General features: G+C 66.5%; 21 protein-coding genes. 11 read left to right on the top strand and 10 right to left on the bottom strand.

Translation table 11 applies throughout. The features are described from left to right. Positions 1-139 precede the first annotated feature (139 nt). Positions 140-1,072 carry a ribose-phosphate pyrophosphokinase gene (locus CXZ10_RS15720; RefSeq protein WP_101290308.1) on the top strand — a complete coding sequence of 311 codons (933 nt, stop codon included), beginning with the start codon at positions 140-142 and terminating at the stop codon, positions 1,070-1,072. 82 nt (positions 1,073-1,154) lie between these two features. Here the strand turns inward: CXZ10_RS15720 and CXZ10_RS15715 are convergent, their stop codons facing one another. Continuing rightward, positions 1,155-2,357: an AGE family epimerase/isomerase gene (locus CXZ10_RS15715; protein WP_101290307.1), complete on the bottom strand. Its 1,203-nt coding sequence runs from the start codon at positions 2,355-2,357 to the stop codon at positions 1,155-1,157. A gap of 125 nt (positions 2,358-2,482) precedes the next feature. Beyond that, positions 2,483-3,037 (bottom strand): hypothetical protein, encoded by a 555-nt coding sequence (locus tag CXZ10_RS15710; protein WP_101290306.1) that lies wholly within the window; start codon positions 3,035-3,037, stop codon positions 2,483-2,485. A gap of 234 nt (positions 3,038-3,271) precedes the next feature. Here CXZ10_RS15710 and CXZ10_RS15705 point away from each other — a divergent pair, with 234 nt between their 5' ends. From CXZ10_RS15705 to CXZ10_RS21595, 4 genes are all read left to right on the top strand, one after another. Beyond that, a complete protein-coding gene (locus CXZ10_RS15705) occupies positions 3,272-3,883 on the top strand; it encodes a 50S ribosomal protein L25/general stress protein Ctc (RefSeq protein WP_101290305.1) in 612 nt (203 codons plus the stop codon). 73 nt (positions 3,884-3,956) lie between these two features. After that, entirely contained in the window at positions 3,957-4,667 is a 711-nt protein-coding gene (gene pth, locus CXZ10_RS15700; protein WP_101290304.1) for an aminoacyl-tRNA hydrolase, read from the top strand. Between the two features lie 92 nt (positions 4,668-4,759). Next, positions 4,760-5,854, top strand: coding sequence for a redox-regulated ATPase YchF (gene ychF / locus CXZ10_RS15695; RefSeq protein WP_101290303.1), 1,095 nt, complete (start codon positions 4,760-4,762; stop codon positions 5,852-5,854). 226 nt (positions 5,855-6,080) lie between these two features. Next, the gene (locus CXZ10_RS21595; RefSeq protein WP_180336028.1) at positions 6,081-6,254 is read left to right on the top strand and encodes a hypothetical protein; all 174 of its coding nucleotides are present in this window, start codon (positions 6,081-6,083) and stop codon (positions 6,252-6,254) included. A gap of 91 nt (positions 6,255-6,345) precedes the next feature. Here the strand turns inward: CXZ10_RS21595 and fliJ are convergent, their stop codons facing one another. Together fliJ and fliI are read right to left on the bottom strand one after the other, a co-directional pair. Beyond that, positions 6,346-6,762, bottom strand: a complete 417-nt coding sequence (gene fliJ / locus CXZ10_RS15690) for a flagellar export protein FliJ (RefSeq protein WP_101290302.1) — start codon at positions 6,760-6,762, stop codon at positions 6,346-6,348. A gap of 6 nt (positions 6,763-6,768) precedes the next feature. Further along, the gene (fliI, locus tag CXZ10_RS15685; protein WP_101290361.1) at positions 6,769-8,115 is read right to left on the bottom strand and encodes a flagellar protein export ATPase FliI; all 1,347 of its coding nucleotides are present in this window, start codon (positions 8,113-8,115) and stop codon (positions 6,769-6,771) included. Between the two features lie 402 nt (positions 8,116-8,517). Between fliI and ctrA the strand changes: the two genes are divergently transcribed. Next, positions 8,518-9,213: a response regulator transcription factor CtrA gene (ctrA, locus tag CXZ10_RS15680; RefSeq protein WP_026792093.1), complete on the top strand. Its 696-nt coding sequence runs from the start codon at positions 8,518-8,520 to the stop codon at positions 9,211-9,213. Between the two features lie 123 nt (positions 9,214-9,336). On the opposite strand, the gene CXZ10_RS15675 is transcribed toward ctrA, so the two are convergent. Both CXZ10_RS15675 and CXZ10_RS15670 read right to left on the bottom strand, forming a co-directional pair. Further along, complete coding sequence (locus tag CXZ10_RS15675) at positions 9,337-9,774, bottom strand: SRPBCC family protein (RefSeq protein WP_180336027.1); 438 nt, start codon at positions 9,772-9,774, stop codon at positions 9,337-9,339. Then, on the bottom strand, positions 9,771-10,106 hold the full coding sequence (locus CXZ10_RS15670) for an ArsR/SmtB family transcription factor (RefSeq protein ID WP_101290300.1): 336 nt from the start codon (positions 10,104-10,106) through the stop codon (positions 9,771-9,773). The genes CXZ10_RS15675 and CXZ10_RS15670 overlap by 4 nt, the downstream gene beginning before the upstream one ends. A 184-nt stretch (positions 10,107-10,290) precedes the next feature. Here CXZ10_RS15670 and CXZ10_RS15665 point away from each other — a divergent pair, with 184 nt between their 5' ends. Further along, positions 10,291-11,151: a nucleotidyltransferase domain-containing protein gene (locus CXZ10_RS15665; protein WP_101290299.1), complete on the top strand. Its 861-nt coding sequence runs from the start codon at positions 10,291-10,293 to the stop codon at positions 11,149-11,151. A gap of 263 nt (positions 11,152-11,414) precedes the next feature. Next, positions 11,415-12,212, top strand: coding sequence for an SDR family NAD(P)-dependent oxidoreductase (locus tag CXZ10_RS15660; RefSeq protein ID WP_101290298.1), 798 nt, complete (start codon positions 11,415-11,417; stop codon positions 12,210-12,212). Between the two features lie 157 nt (positions 12,213-12,369). Here CXZ10_RS15660 and cutA read toward each other — a convergent pair whose 3' ends face one another. Then, complete coding sequence (cutA, locus tag CXZ10_RS15655) at positions 12,370-12,744, bottom strand: divalent-cation tolerance protein CutA (protein ID WP_101290297.1); 375 nt, start codon at positions 12,742-12,744, stop codon at positions 12,370-12,372. Between the two features lie 200 nt (positions 12,745-12,944). On the opposite strand from cutA, the gene CXZ10_RS15650 reads away from it, so the two are divergent. Both CXZ10_RS15650 and CXZ10_RS15645 read left to right on the top strand, forming a co-directional pair. After that, positions 12,945-13,724, top strand: a complete 780-nt coding sequence (locus tag CXZ10_RS15650) for an NAD kinase (protein WP_101290296.1) — start codon at positions 12,945-12,947, stop codon at positions 13,722-13,724. A 124-nt stretch (positions 13,725-13,848) separates the two neighbouring features. Further along, positions 13,849-14,391: a histidine kinase gene (locus tag CXZ10_RS15645; protein WP_101290295.1), complete on the top strand. Its 543-nt coding sequence runs from the start codon at positions 13,849-13,851 to the stop codon at positions 14,389-14,391. Positions 14,392-14,478: 87 nt separating this feature from the next. Here the strand turns inward: CXZ10_RS15645 and CXZ10_RS15640 are convergent, their stop codons facing one another. The 3 genes from CXZ10_RS15640 to CXZ10_RS15630 form a co-directional block, all read right to left on the bottom strand. After that, the gene (locus tag CXZ10_RS15640) at positions 14,479-15,630 is read right to left on the bottom strand and encodes a DUF2336 domain-containing protein (RefSeq protein WP_101290294.1); all 1,152 of its coding nucleotides are present in this window, start codon (positions 15,628-15,630) and stop codon (positions 14,479-14,481) included. Positions 15,631-15,863: 233 nt separating this feature from the next. Beyond that, entirely contained in the window at positions 15,864-16,301 is a 438-nt protein-coding gene (locus tag CXZ10_RS15635; protein ID WP_101290293.1) for a YqaA family protein, read from the bottom strand. Positions 16,302-16,358: 57 nt separating this feature from the next. Next, positions 16,359-17,492: a hypothetical protein gene (locus CXZ10_RS15630; protein ID WP_101290292.1), complete on the bottom strand. Its 1,134-nt coding sequence runs from the start codon at positions 17,490-17,492 to the stop codon at positions 16,359-16,361. Between the two features lie 112 nt (positions 17,493-17,604). Here CXZ10_RS15630 and CXZ10_RS15625 point away from each other — a divergent pair, with 112 nt between their 5' ends. Then, positions 17,605-18,186, top strand: coding sequence for a hypothetical protein (locus tag CXZ10_RS15625; RefSeq protein WP_143741545.1), 582 nt, complete (start codon positions 17,605-17,607; stop codon positions 18,184-18,186). Positions 18,187-18,204 lie beyond the last annotated feature (18 nt).

The raw sequence follows: 18,204 nt of genomic DNA, 5'->3' as shown, positions 1-18,204 counted from the left end.
TTCCGGGCATGGCTGCATTCGCGCGATCGCGTGTTTACGCGTCCCCGCCGCGCTGCTAAAAGGCGCGCAAATTCGCTCCACCAGCCAGCCGGTCGCCGCCCCCGTGGGGCGGCTTGGTCTTTTCGCGAGGTCGACGTTCATGAAACTTGTCGCTGGAAACTCCAATCCGAAGCTGGCCGAACAGGTCTCGGACTATCTGGAGAAGCCGCTCACCAAGACCTCGGTCCGCCGCTTCGCCGATCAGGAGATTTTCGTCGAGATCCTCGAGAACGTGCGCGGCGAGGACGTGTTCGTGCTCCAGTCGACCAGCTACCCGGCCAACGACAACCTGATGGAGCTCTTGATCATCACGGACGCGCTCCGCCGCTCCTCGGCCAAGCGCATCACCGCCGTGCTGCCCTATTTCGGCTATGCCCGGCAGGACCGCCGCTCCCAGGGCCGCACGCCGATCTCGGCCAAGCTGGTCGCCAACCTGATCACCAATGCCGGCGTCGACCGGGTGCTCACCCTCGACCTGCACGCCGGCCAGATCCAGGGCTTCTTCGACATCCCCACCGACAACCTGTTCGCCGCCCCGGTCTTCGTGCGCGACATCAAGGAACGCTACGTCACCGACAACGTGGTGATCGTGTCGCCTGACGTCGGCGGCGTGGTGCGTGCCCGCGCGCTGGCCAAGCGGATCGACGCCCCGCTCGCCATCGTCGACAAGCGCCGCGAGCGGCCCGGCGAGTCCGAGGTGATGAACATCATCGGCTCGGTCGACGGCCGCGACTGCATCCTGGTGGACGACATCGTCGACAGCGGCGGCACGCTGTGCAACGCCGCCGATGCGCTGCTCGCCCAGGGCGCCAAGTCGGTCACCGCCTACGCCACGCACGGCGTTCTCACCGGTGGCGCCATCGCCCGCATCACCGCCTCGAAGCTCAAGGAAATGGTGTTCACCAACTCCATCCAGCCGACCGAGGACTTCGAGAACAGCCCCAAGCTGCGCTGGATCTCCATCGCCCCGCTGATCGGCGAGGCCATCTCGCGCACCGCCGCCGAGCAGTCGGTGTCGAGCCTCTTCATCTGATCGGCAAAACGCCCTGACAAACCGGCGCCGTGGCTCGCGAGGCGAACCACGGCGCTTTTACTTTCAAATGCCGTCCGGCGCATCAGGCCTTGAGGCGCTCCAGCATCTCGAAGCAGGCGCGGCCGTTGTGGTAGGGGCATTTCCAGGGGCCGGCGAGGCAGGCGTCGGCATCCTCGGCCGCCGCATAGGGCCGGCCGTCGGGTGTCAGCTTGGCGTGCCATTCGCCATGGGCGCGATCGGCCACCTTATCGCGGATGAAGGTCCAGACATCGCGCACCGCGTCGCGGAAGTTGGGATTGCCGGTCATCTCCCAGGCGTTCTGGAAGCCGACCAGCGCCTCTGCCTGCGGCCACCAGTGCTTGTCGGCGTCGATCAGCCGGCCGTCGCCATGCGCCTCGTAGTGGAGGCTGCCGTCGGCGTCGCGCCCCTCGGCAAGCGTGCGCTCGGCCATCAGGACGGCGGCGTCCCTCGCCCTCGCCAGCAGCGCCTCGTTGCCCAGCACCTCGGCGGCTTCCACCAGCAGCCAGCTGCCCTCGATGTCGTGGCCGTAGGACACGTGATCGTTGAGCGAGCGCCAGTCCATGTCGAAGAACAGCTTGAAGTGGCCATTGTCGACGATACGGTCGAGCGTGACGGCGATCAGATCGCCCTGCCGCGCCACCAGCGCCGGATCGCGCCAGATCCTGAGGAGATTGGTGTAGGCCTCCATGATGTGGAGATGGGTGTTCATCGACTTCGGGCTGTTGAGATCCTTGTCCGACAGCCGCATGTCGTCGAGCGGGCCCCAGGCACGGTCGAGCGCTTCGATATAGCCGCCGCGCTCGCGGTCGGCGGCGTGCTTCTCGATCAGCCGGAACAGGCCGATTGCCAGCCCGAGGGCGTCGCGATTGCCGGTGGCGCGGGCATACTCGGAAAAGGCGTAGATGGCGAAGGCCTGGGCATAGATCTGCTTGCGATCGGAGAGCGGCCGCCCAGCGGCATCGAGCATCCAGTAGAGGCCGCCGTGCTCGCCGTCGATGAAGCGTGTCCTGAGCTCGTCGAAGGCCCAGTCGGCGGTGGCGCGATAACTGGCGCCGAGCACCCGCGTCGCGGTGGCGAAGGTCCAGAGGATGCGAGCGTTGACCACCGCGGCGCGCGGTGCCGCCTTGTCGACGATACCGTCGCAGTCGGCGGCGCCGAAGAAGCCGCCTTGCGGATCACGCATGCGGCCCTGCCAGAAGGGAAGGATATTCTCCGTGAGCTCGCGCAGGATCTCCTCGCGCATGCCCCTATCGTCCGCCGCCATCGCCGTCCGCTCCTGTCCTTCCAGACCCGCGAAAGGTCCGGCCCGGCCTTCCTAAACGTTTTCATCGAGAATTCCAGACAGGAGAGACCCGAAGCGCGTCGAAGGCGGGCATCACAGCAAACGGGTCATTTGGAAGCGCGCGGCAAGGACGCGACGGAGTGGCCGAGCGCCTTGCCCAAATCGGTTCGGAACAAGGCGTAGTTCTTCTTGGAGAGCTTGTAGCTGGCGGCCGAGCTGCTGAGCGTGATGAGAAAGTGCGTTTTGGAGCCGGCCGGCATATGGGCGGACAGAAAGCCGCTATGGAAGAAGTCGGCCTCGAAGCCTTCTTCCGGCATCGGCCTCCAATGCGTCGGCCGGCCCTTCTTGTCGATCGCGTTCGGATACTCGCAGGTGTCGTAGCTGCCGGCATTCCGGCAGGTGATCGGCAGGCGCGGCTCCTTGTACTTCGCTCGGATCTCGGCTTTGCTCGGCGCCGGCAGGTCATGGAAGTGAAAGCTGACGATCGAGCCTTCGCCGCAGATCTTGGGCGCCGCGCAATAGAAGAACACCGTGCCCGTGTCCCGCGTCGTCGTCACCCAGCCCGGAAACTTGTCCGAAGGGGCGGGCGGTGCGTCGGCCGAGGCCGGAAAAACACTGGCGGAAAGACAGAGAAGCGCGGCAGCCGCGGCGTGAATTTTCATAAGGCACCATCGAAACAACTGCAATGGGATGCTTGTAACCGGAAGTAGAGATCAGAATCCATCCTCGCCCTTCGTCGAGGCCGAAGACCGCGTAAAATCCCGCCTTCCCTTGCCTTCCCCGGCCGTTTCCGCTATAGCGCCCGCATCCGCGCCGACCCCCCTGGAGGGAGCGCCGGATCGGCATCGGCCGCGTGGCCGCCGCCGCCAGTAATCCGAAGATGAAAGCACGAGAAAATGGCTCAGACCTACGAGCTCGTCGCCTCGCCGCGTGACCGGGTGGGAAAGGGGTCCGCCCGCGCCCTGCGCCGTGAAGGCAAGACGCCCGCCGTCGTTTATGGCGACAAGCAGCCGCCGCTGTCGATCGCGGTCGACACCAAGGAAACCTTCCTGAAGCTGCACGCCGGTGGCTTCCTGACCCATGTCGTCACCCTCAAGGTCGATGGCAAGGAGATCAAGGCCCTGCCGCGCGACTACCAGCTCGACCCGGTGAGCGACGCGCTGGTCCACGTCGACTTCATCCGCGTGTCCGAAAACACCAAGGTGACGGTCAACGTCCCGGTGCATTTCGTCGGCCAGGACAAGTCGGCCGGCCTCAAGCGCGGCGGCGTCCTGAACATTGCCGCCCACGAAGTGGCGATGCTGGTCTCGGCCAATGCCATCCCCGAGCACCTGACGGTCGACGTCAGCGCGCTCAACATCGGCGACGCCCTGCATATCTCCGCCGTGACGCTGCCGGCTGGTGCCACGCTGGTCGACCATGACGACTTCGCCGTCGCCACCGTCGTCGGTTCGGCTGCTGCCACCTCGGAAGAGGCTGCCGCTGCCGCCGAGGCGCCCAAGGCCTGATCATCGGCCTTATGATCGATGCGCGGGGTTCCGGTCGCAAGGTCGGAACCCCTGATCTTTTCGGGAGAGGCGCGTGCTCATTCTGGTCGGTCTCGGCAATCCCGGCGCCAAATATGCGTCGAACCGCCATAACATCGGCTTCATGGCGGCCGACGTCATCCACACGCGTCACCGCTTCCCCGCCTGGCGGAAGAACTTCCAGGCCGAGGTGTCGGAAGGCACCATCGACGGCGAGCGCGTGCTGCTCATGAAGCCGCAGACCTACATGAACGAGAGCGGCCGCTCGGTGGGCGACGCCGTGCGCTTTCTGAAGCTCGCCCCGTCCGACGTGGTCGTCATCCACGACGAGCTCGACCTGCCGCCCGGCAAGCTCCGGATGAAGGTCGGCGGCGGCCATGGCGGCCATAATGGCCTGAGATCCATCACCTCGCAGATCACCGACGGCTACCGCCGCATGCGGCTCGGCATCGGCCACCCCGGCGACAAGGCGCTGGTCCACGCCCACGTGCTCTCCGACTTCGCCAAGGCCGACCGCGACTGGCTGGTGAAGCTGCTCGACGCCATCGCCGACAATGCCGGCGAGCTGGTGAAGGGCGCCGACGCCACCTTCGCCAACCGCGTCCACGCCATCACCGAGCCCAAGCCCGAGCGCAAGCCGAAGACGGAAGCGAAGACGGACAACGAACCGGCCGCGCCGGCCGCCGCAGCTCCAGCCGAACCGCCGCCAAAGAATGCCATGGCCGCCATCCTGAAGGGCCTGCTCGCCCAGAAGACCCGGCGGTAGCCAACCGCCGCCCGATAAATCTCTTGACGGCCGGCGGGGCGCTTCCCTAACACCACGCCAGAATTCACGCCTTTTACGAAAGCCTGATCACCATGGGTTTCAAGTGCGGCATCGTCGGCCTGCCCAACGTCGGCAAGTCCACGCTCTTCAACGCGCTCACCAAGACCGCGGCCGCCCAGGCGGCCAACTATCCCTTCTGCACCATCGAGCCGAACACCGGCGAGGTGGCGGTGCCCGACCCGCGCCTCACGGTGCTGGCCGAGAAGGGCAAGTCGGCGCAGATCGTGCCAACCCGCATCACTTTCGTCGACATCGCCGGCCTGGTGCGCGGCGCCTCCAAGGGCGAGGGCCTCGGCAACCAGTTCCTAGGCAACATCCGCGAGGTCGACGCCATCGTCCACGTGCTCCGCTGCTTCGAGGACAACGACATCACCCACGTCGAGGGTCGCATCGATCCGGTGAGCGACGCCGAGACGGTGGAGACCGAGCTGATGCTCTCCGATCTCGACAGCCTGGAACGGCGCGTCGTGCCGCTCCGCAAGCGCGCCCAGAGTGGCGACAAGGAGATCAAGGAGCAGGTCGAGCTGATGGACCTTGCCCTCGAAGAGCTGCGCAACGGCCGTCCGGCCCGCACCGCCAGCATCCCCAAGGGATCCGAGGCTGCCTTCGCGGCGCTCAACCTTCTGACCTCCAAGCCGGTGCTCTACGTCTGCAACGTCGAGGAATCGGCAGCAGCCACCGGCAACAGCCAGTCGGCCCGCGTCTTCGAGATGGCCGAAAAGCTCGGCGCCAAGGCGGTGGTCATCTCGGCCGCCATCGAGGCGGAGGTCGCCCAGCTCGACGACGCCGAGCAGAAGGAGTTCCTGGAGACGCTCGGCCTCACGGAACCCGGCCTCGACCGGCTGATCCGCGCCGGTTACGACCTCCTCGGCCTCATCACCTATTTCACCGTCGGCCCCAAGGAGACGCGCGCCTGGACGATCGTCAAGGGCACCAAGGCGCCGCAGGCGGCCGGCGTCATTCACACCGACTTCGAGCGCGGCTTCATCCGCGCCCAGACCATCGCCTACGAGGACTACATCGCCTATGGCGAGGTGAAGGCCAAGGAACTTGGCAAGGCTCGCGACGAAGGCAAGGAATATGTCGTCGCCGACGGCGACGTCATGCTGTTCAAGTTCAACACCTGATCCGTTTTTTGCCACATTTTTGACGCCGCCGTGGAACCTCCGCGGCGGCGTTGGCGTTTCCGTCCAAGTTTCCCTTCTGCGCTTCCGGCGGGAACACCGTGTTTACCAACCGTTTACCGCGATGAACGCGAGATGAACGGCGGGTTCGGGGCTCGTTCAAGCCGGCGGCAATAAGGTGACATCATGGCGCGGAAGGGGCCGCGCCGCATGAGAACGGCAGCACGCCATGGCCCGCAAGACCAAACTCCTGAGCTGGATCGCCGCCGCGCTGGTGGCGCTGACCACCGTGGTTGCCGCCCGTGCCCTGCCCGACAGGATGTGGCCGGGCGACCTGACCGTCACGGTGGAAATCTCCGGCACGGCCGGCGCCGGCGTCGCCACGAGCTGGCAGGCACCCTGAGCCCACATGCAAAAGCGGCGGACATGCCCGGCATGCCCGCCCGAAATGCTTCCGGAGCGATGAGGTTTGAAAACAGGGCCGGCCGTTCGGCTCAGCCGGCGTGATGATAGGAGCGGCGACCCGCCACTTCGTCGAGCGCGTCCTGCTCGGCCGCTTCCTGGGCCGTCTTCTCGCGCAGCTGATCGCGCTCCTCCAGAAGCTCGATCTTCTTCATCTCTTCCACCGCCTCGCTGAGCGCCGCCTGCGCGGCATCGAGCTGCCCCCTGAGATCGTTGGCCGATCCCATGAGGTTGTCGCGGCGAGTCATCGCCGCCTTGGCGAAGGTGGGATAGGCGAAGTGCGTGATGTCGGTGATGCCGCTGCGCTTCTGCTCAGCCAGAATCTGCTCGTCGAGCTCGGACGCCATGCGCTCGAACTCGGCGATCATCATTTCGATCTGCATCACCTGCCGACGCTTCTCGTCGACCTGAAACCGCTTGAGTCGGATGAGACTGTTGCGAGATTTCATTTCAAATTACTCCCCGGAATGCGGGTAACGTAAACCGACAGTGCTTTCCAAAAGGTGAGCAAGATCACGATAGCCGTCATAACGGCGGGTACATTCGTCCTTTCCTTGCGTCAGGAAGGCTTCGAGCGGGCCTGAAACGTCGATCGACTGGTCGACCTCGGGGTTGCTGCCGCGTCGGTAGGCGCCGAGGCGGATCAGTTCCTCCATGTCGGCAAAGGTGGCCATCAGCCTTTTGGCGTCGCGGATCATCGGCCGGATCTCCGGCTCGACGCAGCCGGGCATGGTGCGCGACACTGTTTTCAACACGTTGACGGCCGGATAGCGGCCGCGTTCGGCAATGGCGCGCTCCATGACGATATGGCCGTCGAGGATGCCGCGCACGGCGTCGGCCACCGGTTCGTTGTGGTTGTCGCCGTCGACCAGCACCGTGAACAGACCGGTGATGGTGCCACCGCCCACCGGGCCGGGGCCGGCGCGTTCAAGAAGACGCGGCAGCTCGGCGAACACCGTCGGCGTATATCCTTTCGACGTAGGTGGTTCTCCAGCCGACAGGCCGATCTCGCGCTGGGCCATGGCAAAGCGCGTCACCGAATCCATGAGGCACAGCACGTCCTGCCCTTCGTCGCGGAAATATTCGGCGATGGTCAACGTCATGTAGGCGGCCTGCCGCCGCATCAGCGCCGTCTCGTCGGAAGTGGCGACCACCACCACCGAGCGGGCGAGGCCCTCCTCGCCGAGGTCGTCCTCGATGAACTCCTGCACCTCGCGGCCGCGTTCGCCGACGAGACCGATCACCGACACGTCGCAGGCGGTGTAGCGGGCCAGCATGGACAGCAGCACCGATTTGCCGACGCCCGAGCCGGCGAAGATGCCCATGCGCTGGCCGCGGCAACAGGTGGCGAAGGTGTTGAGGACGCGCACGCCGAGGTCGATCGGCTCGCCCACCCGCGCACGCTCGGCCGCCTGAGGCGGCGAGGCGCGAAGCGGCATCTCGTTCGGCCCGAGCGGCAGCGGGCCCTTGCCGTCGATCGGCTCGCCGAAGGCATTGACCACCCGGCCGAGCCAGCCCTCCGACGGGCGCACCGATGCCGAGGAGGTGACGATGGTCGCCTTGGCGCCGAGGCGCACCCCTTCCATGGAGGCAAAGGGCAGGCAGAGCGCCTTGCCGTCATTGAAGCCGACCACCTCGACCGGCACCTTGACGCCGCCGAAACCCGAGACCGAGAGGCGGGCGCCGACGCTCATCTCCTGCACCGGACCGGCCACCTCCACCAGCATGCCCTGCACGCTGGCGACGCGCCCGTAGATCTCCAGCGGGCGAAGGGCGGCAATTTCCGCGGCGAGCCGGTCGATGGTCATTGGTGGATTCCGGGCAAATGGTTTCCGGATTGATTCGGGTTCGAGCCCGAGTGTAACGCTTCGTTAACGTCCGGCGTTAATACTTTGCTTATGAGTGCGATGGGGACCGGCTTGCGGCGACCGGGGTGTGGACAAGGAATCTTCGTGGAGTCGGCAGAATCGCTTAGGCAAATTTCTTAATTTGTCGGATGAGGACAACCGAAGCCAATTTATTGTTGATTCCTAAGGGCCTGCCCGAACTTTTGGCGAAATGGCGTCAAAACGCTTGCGGCCGAGAATCATTGTTTGTTAACCATTCGGTACTAGCCTTGGCTCCGATAACCCATGTTCGGCGGAAGACCGGACACGCTTCCGACAGAAGGTCGGGCCCAAGGCCCTAGAAAAAGGGGATAACGAATGCGAGTTTTGCTGATCGAGGACGACAGCGCGACCGCACAAAGCATCGAGCTGATGCTGAAGTCCGAGAGCTTCAACGTCTACACGACGGACCTTGGCGAGGAAGGCATCGACCTCGGCAAGCTCTATGACTACGATATCATCCTGCTCGATCTCAATCTGCCGGATATGTCGGGTTATGAAGTGCTCCGGACGCTGCGCGTGTCCAAGGTCAAGACGCCCATCCTCATCCTGTCCGGCCTGGGCAATATCGAGGACAAGGTGCGCGGTCTCGGCTTCGGCGCCGACGACTACATGACCAAGCCGTTCCATAAGGACGAGCTGATCGCCCGCATCCATGCCATCGTCCGCCGGTCCAAGGGCCATGCCCAGTCGGTCATCGTCACCGGCGACCTGGTGGTCAACCTCGACACCAAGACCGTCGAGGTCAATGGCAACCGCGTGCATCTGACCGGCAAGGAATACCAGATGCTTGAGCTGCTTTCCCTCCGCAAGGGAACGACGCTCACCAAGGAGATGTTCCTCAACCATCTCTATGGCGGCATGGACGAGCCGGAACTCAAGATCATCGACGTGTTCATCTGCAAGCTGCGCAAGAAGCTGGCGAATGCCACCGATGGCCGCAACTACATCGAGACCGTCTGGGGCCGCGGCTATGTGCTGCGCGAGCCCGACGAGATCCAGGAAGCGGTCTGACAGGATCGACCTCGAAGAGCGGCGGCGCGTTTTCCCCTTTCGCGCCGCCCTTGTTTTCGCCCCGGCCTTCCGCCGGGGTTTTTTGTTGCCCGAAGGCCCGATCGGCCAGGCCTCGCGCCCAGCTCACGAAGCCCGGCCGGGCATCAGGTCGGATAGCCGGCCCAGGCAGCCCTGCCAGCCCAGCGCATGCTCGTCGCGGACGGCGGCATCGGCGAAGCGCTCGTGGTGAATGCTCACCTCGGTTCCCTCGGGATGGTCGGCGAAGGAGACGTGAACGAGCGACGGCTCTGTGCTGTGCGTGCTGAGCTTCCAGGTGTAGCTGAGCGCGTCGGGCACCTCGACGCGGGTGAAGACGCCGCTGATCCAGATGGTCTCGCCATCGGGCCCGAGGTTGGCCAACCGATAGGCGCCACCGACCCTCAAATCGATCTCGGCATGGGGGCAGACATAGGGCGGCGGCCCCCACCATTGCTTCACCAACTCGGGCTGGGTCCAGGCGGCGAACACGCGATCCCGCCCGGCCCTGACGATGCGGGAGGTGAAGAGTTCGGTTGCCTTCATGTCTCGCGAGCCTGTTCTTCGACGAAGTTGGCCAGCCCATCCAACTGGTCGGTCCAATACTGCCGATAGCGCTCGATCCATTCGCTGGCGCTGGACAGCGCGAGCGGCGTCAGCGCGCAGCTCTGCGTGCTTCCCTCCTGGCGCCGCTCCAGCAACCCTGCCCTCTCCAGGACGAAGAGATGCTTGGAAATGGCGTTGACCGACATGTCATAGGGCCGGGCCAGTTCGTTGACGCGAGCCGGACGCTTGGCGAGGTCGGCAATGAGCTGCCGCCGGGTCCGGTTGGACAAGGCGTGAAACACCGCGTCGAGACGCTCTTCCGCAGACATCATGGCAAGCCCGCCAACCCGATAAGTTGACGCTCCTTTTGCAGCGGGTTACAGACATCAACCGCCTGGTTGACGGTTAGCACCTGTCGCCTTCAGGATCAACCGGAGCGACCCGGTCCAGGGAAGAACCGCCGCCTTCTGGGGCTCGGACATCGGGACCCGGACCTGTCATCTCGGAGCGCGCCGCATGACCGATCCCCTGCTCGAGCATCTGGTGGCCGTGCTCTCCGGCGTCGGCGGCATCGAGACCGTGGTGCTCGGTGGCTCGCGGAGCCGGGGCGACGCGCTGCCGTCGTCAGATTACGATCTCGGTCTTTACTTCCGCGACCAGCGGCCGATCGATGTCGGCGGGTTGAGGCGGGCGATGGAACCGCTGATCGATCCCGGGTCCGAGGCGATCATCACCGCCATAGGTGAATGGGGGCCGTGGATCGTCGGCGGCGGCTGGCTCACCATCGGCGGACAGGCCGTCGACCTCCTTTACCGCAACGTCGACGCGGTGAGCGCCACGATCGATCGCGCGGTCGCGGGGACGATCACGGTCGACTACCAGCCGGGCCATCCGCATGGGTTCATTTCCACGATCTGGCTTGCGGAAGTGCATCATTGCCAACCGCTCCACGATCCTGCCGGGGCGGTCGCCGGTCTGAAATGCCGGCTCCAGCCCTATCCGCGCCGGCTTGCGCTCGCCCTGGTGGACCGTTTCCAATGGGAAATCGGCTTTGCCGCCACCGGCGCCGCCAAGGCCATCGCCCGCGACGACCGCAGCTATATCGCCGGATCGATCTTCAGGGGTCTGGCCTGCGCCGCCCAGGTCATCTGCGCCATCAACGGCCGTTACGTGATGAACGAGAAGGGCGCGCTGGCGCTGGCCGGCGGTCTGCCGCTGGCGCCGCCGAACCTCGGCGCCCGCATCGATGCGCTCTGGGACCGGTTCGCGGAGCGCGACCATGCCGGCGCAATCGAGCGGCTCGTCATGATCGAGCGCGATGTCGCCGGTCTGGTGGATGACTGGCGCCGGACGCAAGACCAGTTCCCGTTTCGCTGAAGCTGCTTGCCTCATTTTCCGGGGGGGCGTGTCCACTCCGCCGGCGCCGCGCGCCGTCTGGGCGGCAATGGGTTGGTCGGGCAAACCGGGTCCAACGACCTCCTAGCGGCAATCCGTCAACCAAATGGTTGACGTTCATCCGAAGGCAGATTACAGATCAGCCCGTCAACCAATCGGTTGACGGACTGATCTCTATCGACGGTGAGGACGGCCAAGGCGGTGGATGCAGGCAGCGCCCGCCGTTCTTCAGGAAAGGAACCGACATGATACTGAACGGCAAACGCATCGTGATCATGGGTGGAAGCGGAGCCATTGGAACGGCCATGGCCAAGGCCTTCGTGGCGGAGGGGGCCAAGGTCTATCTCGGGGCGCGCGGTGTCGAAAGGCTTGCCGCGGCTGCCGAGGCCGTGCGGTCCTCAGAGGGCGCCGCCGAGGTATTCACGGTCGACTGCCTTGATGAGGAGAACACCCGACGCGCCGTGGATGCGCTGGCCGAACGCATCGGCGAGATCGATGTCGCCGTCAACGCGACCAGCTTCATGCACGACCAAGGCAGCCTGATCGACGATCTCGATCTCGACGCCTTCATGAGCCCGGTCGACAGCTTCCTGCGGTCGCTCTTCAACAGTGCCAAGGCTGTCGTGCCGCACATGGGCAGGTCGCGACAGGGCGTGATCCTTACCCTTTCCACACCGGCGGGCCGGACGGCGCCTCCCGGTCACCTCGGCTACAGCGTGACTTGTGCCGGCGTCGAGGCCTTCTCGCGCGTGCTGGCCGCCGAGCTCGGCCCGCGCAACATCCGGGTCGTCTGCCTCGGCCCGCACGCCATTTCGGATGCGCCCGAAGCGGGCTCCTACACGCGGGAGCTCTTTGCACCGAAGGCGAAGGCCATGGGCCTGTCGGTCGACCAGTGGCTGGCCGGCGGCGCACAGACGACGATGCTGGGGCGGTTGCCGACCCTTGATGATGTCGCGGAGACCGCGGCATTCCTGGTATCCGACAAGGCGCGCTCGATGACGGCCGCCTATGTGAACCTGACGGCGGGCATGATCCCGGAGTAGACGCAACACGGCGAGGCTGAGGTCAAGGCAACCGACCGAAGCCCGCCCCCGGAACACCGTCCGGCCCAGAAGCGCTCACTCTCCAAGCCGGTCGGCCGCGCATCGGGCTGTCGACCCCAACCCTTGCCTGAGCAGGATCTCTGGAGATCGCTCTACCCTACTCCACCGACTTGAAGCTCTTCGGAAGCGCCGTGCTGTCCTCGCCGCCGGTTTCGGCCCGGATCCAGGCGGCAACGCCGCGCCCGGCGCCGCTGAGCGCCACCACCTCGATGGCCGGCTGCTGATAGGGATGGTTGGCGACGATGGCCGTGAACAGCGATTCGACGAAGTCCTCGCGCGTCTTCATGGTGACGAGCACTTCGCTGTCCTCGTTGATCTCGCCCATCCAGCGATAGACGCTGCGCACGCCCGGCACGATGTTGGCGCAGGCGGCGAGGCGACGGTCCACGACGAGGCGGGCGATGGCGAGCGCCGTCGCCTCGTCCGGACAGGTGACGCTGACGATGCGCAGGTCGTCGACGGATTTGGACATGGCTTCTCCCGCAACTTGCCGACGCTGCCGGGCCGGCGAGAATCGCCGCCAGCGCGGTGCGTTTGCTTTTCCACGGTGCCATGCTAGATCATATCCGACGAAAGTGGACCCCCATTTGCGGCGGGCGTTCGGACGCCGGCCCGTCGAGGCGGCGACGGCCGGAGCGAGCGGACCACTGAACGACTGACGCGACGGACCTGATGCCGCACAGCCCTTCCTTCGAGCACCTTTGCTTCGTTTCCAGCGACACGCCCGAGGCCCAGGACGCCAAGGCGCGCCTTGTCGCCGAGTATGGCCACGTGGAGGCCGAGGACGCCGACACCATCGTGGCGCTGGGTGGCGACGGGCTGATGCTGCAGACGCTTCACCGCTTCATCAACACCGACAAGCCGATCTACGGTCTCAACTGCGGCTCGGTCGGCTTCCTGATGAACGAGTTCCGGGTCGAGGGCCTGAGGGAGCGGCTGGCCGATACCGTGGTCACCGCCCTGCACCCGCTGGCCATGGAGGCGCGGACGGTGCTGGGCGACACCCACCTCGCCCATGCCTTCAACGAAGTGTCGATGATGCGGCAGACCTATCAGGCGGCCAAGCTCCGGATTTCCATCGACGACAAGGTGCGCCTCGACGAGATGAGCTGCGACGGCGTGCTGGTGGCGACGCCGGCCGGATCGACCGCCTACAACCTCTCCGCCCATGGTCCCATCCTGCCGATCCACGTGCCGCTTCTGGCCGTGACGCCGATCAGCGCCTTCCGGCCGCGCGGCTGGCGCGGCGCCGTCATCCCCGATCGCTGCTCCATCGTCATCGACGTGCTGGAGCACGAGAAGCGGCCGGTGTCGGTCGCCGCCGACCACCAGGAGGTGCGCGACGTGCTGCGCGTCGCCATCAAGGCCGACGTGCGCCAGCGCAGCCTCATCCTGTTCGACCGCAACCACGGCTGGGAAGAGCGCGTCCTCACCGAGCAGTTCCGGACCTGAGCCGCCCGGCGGATCGTCGACGGTCCTTCCAGCCGAACGGGCAGGATCAACGTTTCCTTAAGCGGCGGCGGCGACAATCGGCCCTTGCGGTCCCCTGTCCGCGCAATCGACGGAACCAACGCCGATGTCCAAACCTTCCGACGCGCCCGAGTACATCGAGGCCAAGAACGACCTCCGAAAGAAGGTGCGGGAAATCCGCCGTCGTTCGCCCGCCGACGATCCGGTGAAGCGCGCCGAGGCGGCCTTGCAGATCCTCTCCACGCATTTCGACGACTGGATGCTCGACGAGGTCAAGACGATGTTCTCGACGCGCGACGCCTGGGCCGCCGTCGACTATCGCGAGGGCGAGGAGAAGCGCGCCTTTCACCGCGCCGTCCACGACATCAAAGGCCAGTCGACCACGCTGGGCTTTCCGCTGGCCACCCGCGTCGCCGGCAGCCTCTGCTCCCTGCTCGAACGCATCACCGACCGCGCACTGACGCCGGTCGACCTCGTCAACCAGCATGTGGACGCCATCCGCGCCATCGTTCGCGAGCGTGCCAAGGACGAACAGAACCGCGTCGGCTCGGCCCTGACCCAGACGCTGCTCGACGTGACCGAGGCCTATATCGCCAAGCATGGGCACATCGACGAGGAAGACGACGGCGTCATCATTCGCGATCTCTGAGAGCCGGCCAGACCGGATAGTGCCCCATCGCCACCCTCCGCCACCGCGGAGGGTTTTTTTGTTCTGGAACCGAATGCTCGGATGACCTCAGGCGGCCCTTCGCCCTTCGCGCCGCGCCGCCATCATGTCGCGCGCCGCCGTGCGGGCGCTCTCGGCAGCGAGCCGTCGGAGCATAGCGAGGAGATCGTCCACCTCGCCCGGCGCGAACTCCTGGTAACGGGTGAGGATGCGCTCAACCATGCGGCGGCCGTAGCGCGGCCTGTCACCCTCGCGGCCGTCGTAGTCGAGCTCCCGCCAAACGTCGAGCGCGGCGAGGAAGGCGGCGTGGCTGCGCTCCGGCAGGCCGGCACGCGCAAACAGCGCCCTGAGCGCGCCCGGGCGGCCATCCATCAGCAACGCATAGACCCGGGTTGCCGGCAAGCCCGACAGGCGGGCGAGCGCCGCTTCGAGGAAGCGGATGTGCCCCTCGCACATCGATCGGATCAGCAGTGCCGTCGTCAGTTGCCCCGAGGATCGGAGATGCTCGACCAGCGCGGCGAGCTCGGCCTCGTCGGCCGACCCGGCGAGAAACACCGTCGCCTTGTCGCAGGCCTCGCGCAGCACCACGCCGGCCCGTTTGGGGGCTATCCAGGCACGGTCGACCAGGAAACGGCCGAGCTTTTCGCCCAGCGCCGAAATCAGCGACTGCCGCACGGCAAGCGGCAGATCGGGACGGGCAAACAGCGCCTCGCGGACGTCGCCGTCGGCGCCGAGGCGGGCGGCGATCGTCGCGAAGGCCTCGCCGTCGAGATCGGCGCCGGAGTTGGCGAGCATGGCGAGCACCGCGTCGCGGTCGCCCTCGGCGGCGATGGCGTCGGCCACCTCGAAGGAAATCCAGGGTCGGCCGGCGATCGCCCTGACGACGGACGGCGTGCCGAGCGACACCGCCATCACCAGTTCGCTGTCGATCAGGCAGGGTGAGCGGCGGAAGATCGGCTCGGCGACGGCCGGCAGGTCCTGCGACAGCGCCACGATAAGGTGACGCGGCACCGTTTCATGGATGGACAGTGCCTCGGCAAGCGCGCGGCGGACATCGACCGACGGATCGTCGGCCAAGAGCATCAGCGCCGCCTCCATCACCTCGCGCGCCTCAGGCGTGAGCTCGCCGTGGACATAGCTCCTGACCAGCGCCGGCACGGCCGACGCCCGGGCCTGAGCCGGTGCATTGTCCATCCAGTCGATGAGCCGAAACCGCCCCATGCCCCACGCCCCGTTTCACGCTAGAGCATTCGCCGACCAAGTTGAAACATTTGGTCGCCGAGCGAATGCTCCGGATTCATTTGCTGGAGCAGCCGCTTTTCGATCAGGTTGATTCAACCTGATCGGCGGGTGCTCTAGCGCCGGCGCGTCGGCCAGCAGCATCAATGGGATGTTCCCATGCCGACCCTTAAGGATTGGTTCACCATGATAGCGACGGGCTAAGACCGGTCCGCTCAGATCACGCTCAAGGTGACTGCCGCCAGCACGGCATAACGGCCGACCTTGGCGACGGTCACCAGGGCGAGAAAAATCGGCAAGGGTTCGCGGGCCAGCCCGGCGACGACGGTGAGGGGATCACCGACGACCGGCGCCCAGCTCAGGAGCAACGACCATTTGCCATAGCGTCGGTACCAGCCCTGCGCCCGATCGAGCGCGGCCGGCTTCACCGGGAACCAGGGCCGATCGCGAAACCGTTCGACACCCCGGCCGATCAGCCAGTTGATGACCGACCCAAGCACGTTGCCGAGGCCGGCGATCGCCACCAGGAGCCAGGCCGGATGCACGCCGGCAACGAGAAGCGCCACCAGCGCCGCTTCCGACTGCATCGGCAGGATGGTGGCCGCCGCGAGGGCCGACAGGAACAGGCCGGCGAGGGCCGCAAGGTCGATCATGCCGACATCCGGGCGGGGGAAAAGCGTCTTCCGGGCAAGCGGCCAACAGCCGGCGTCTCAGCCATCGCTCAGGAAGCTGGCGAGATCGAGGGGGCCGCTGGGCTTGAAGCCACGGTCGAGGATCTGGCCCGGCCGGCTGGCCCTCAGCGCCGCGCTGGTGTCGGCGGCCTCGGCCGCGGCCTTGTTGAGACCGGCGCTGTCGTCGGCAACTGCCGTGTGGAACAGGTTCGGCGACAGGCTGAAGCCCTGCCAGAAGGCGGCGGAGCCATTGGCGGCAGTGGGGCCGTCGGTGCGATAGATGGCCGAGAAAGCGTCGGTAGGCTCGGCGGCCGTCCAGCCGGAGCCGGAGGTACCGTCCGTCGAGGTCAGCGCGGTCAGCGCCGACTCCGCCTCGGCGATGCGCCGCGACGCGCCGCCGCCGGTCTCGGCATCGGAATAGCCGAGCGCCGGATCCCAACGGGTGGCGACCGGCTCGTCCGGCCTGTCCAGCCGGGCAACCACATGGCCGGCATTGACGGCGACCGGCGCGGTCTCGCCATGCTTGCTGGTCAGGTTGGCGTAGACCTCGCCGACCGTGCGCTCGCGTCCGCCTTCGTAGAAGATGGTGGGATTGGCGCGCGCCGCCTGGGGGAACAGGTCGGCGGCGCTCGATGTCGGGTCGCTGCCGGCGGCGCCGATCAGCGCCGATGCGCCCTTGGCCCCGAGGAAATGGGCGATATAGAGTTCGCCGGCCGTGGCATCGCGGCCGATGTCGTCGCGCAGCGACTGGGCGTTGCGGCGGGTGAAGGCGCCGGCCACCAGCGCCGACACGTCCGGGTCCTCGCGCAGCGCCAGGATCTGTTCGCGCGTGGCCGGGTCCGCCACCTTGTAGCGGCCACCGGCCGTCTTGGTGATCTCGGCGCTATACTGCCCGAGGCCCAGCGACGGTCCCTCTTCCTTGAGGGTCTGCAGCCAGGTGCCTTCCACGAACTGAAACAGGCCGGTTGCCGACGAGCTTGCCGCCTTGGCGTCGGGCTGCAGCGAGGACTCCCGCTGAGCGGTGTCGAGGAGATACTGAAAGGACGTGCCGGTGGTGTCGCTTGCCGCGTCGAAGGCCTGCTCGATGCGGCCCGAAATGCCTGTTGACGCAGCCGGCGGCGCTGTCGTCTTCTGCGCCGGCGACCCGTAGACCCATTGGAAAACCGGATTCATGGGCGTTCCACCAGCAAGGCCCGCCGGTTGGTCCGCGGGTCCGGGGCGAGGCGTCCCAGCCTCGATTACTCTTTGTTAAGCATTTTCCTCCGCTTTGGTTAAGGATTGGTAAATGTCGTTCGTCTTCCGGTTACTTGGCGGAAATACTGGCGCCGGCTTGGAAAGCCGGCCGGCCCTGCAATGGCCACTGGTCTCGGCGGGAGAAACGCCGCCCGGCGGCGCTTTCACCGTCGCCACCGCCGACCCCGACAGCGCCCGCGCTGCCATTGCCGCCGGCGCCCGGGGCGTGCTGGTCGCCGTCACGGACGACTTCGACCCCGCCGACCGCATGGCGGTGGCGCTCTCCGTCGCCGAGGCCGAACTCGGCCTTGCCAATGGCGCCCTGTCGCTCATCCTGGAAATCGCCGGCCCCGCCGCCGCCCTCCGGCTCGGGCGCGGCCTGCCGGCCTCGCGGCGGCTCGCCGCCATCGGCATCGACCTGGACGGCTTCGGGCACGGCGCGGCGGGCGCCGCCGACGCACCGCGCCTCGTCGCCGCCGGCCTTGTGGCGCTCGCCGGCGCGGCGCTCGGCCTGCCCGTCTATCTAACAGGCGCCGGCAGCCTGTTACCTACCGGCGTGCCGGCCATCGCCGGCTTCACCCATCTCCTGGCCGATGCCGAGGGACGGCCGCGCTCCGCCGCGAGGTCTTTCTGAAAGCCGAAGCACTAGCGA

The organism is Pleomorphomonas diazotrophica, assembly GCF_002844595.1.
GTDB lineage: Bacteria > Pseudomonadota > Alphaproteobacteria > Rhizobiales > Pleomorphomonadaceae > Pleomorphomonas > Pleomorphomonas diazotrophica.
The sequence above is the reverse complement of the archived record's forward strand: the minus strand, read 5'-3'. Positions and strand labels throughout refer to the sequence as shown.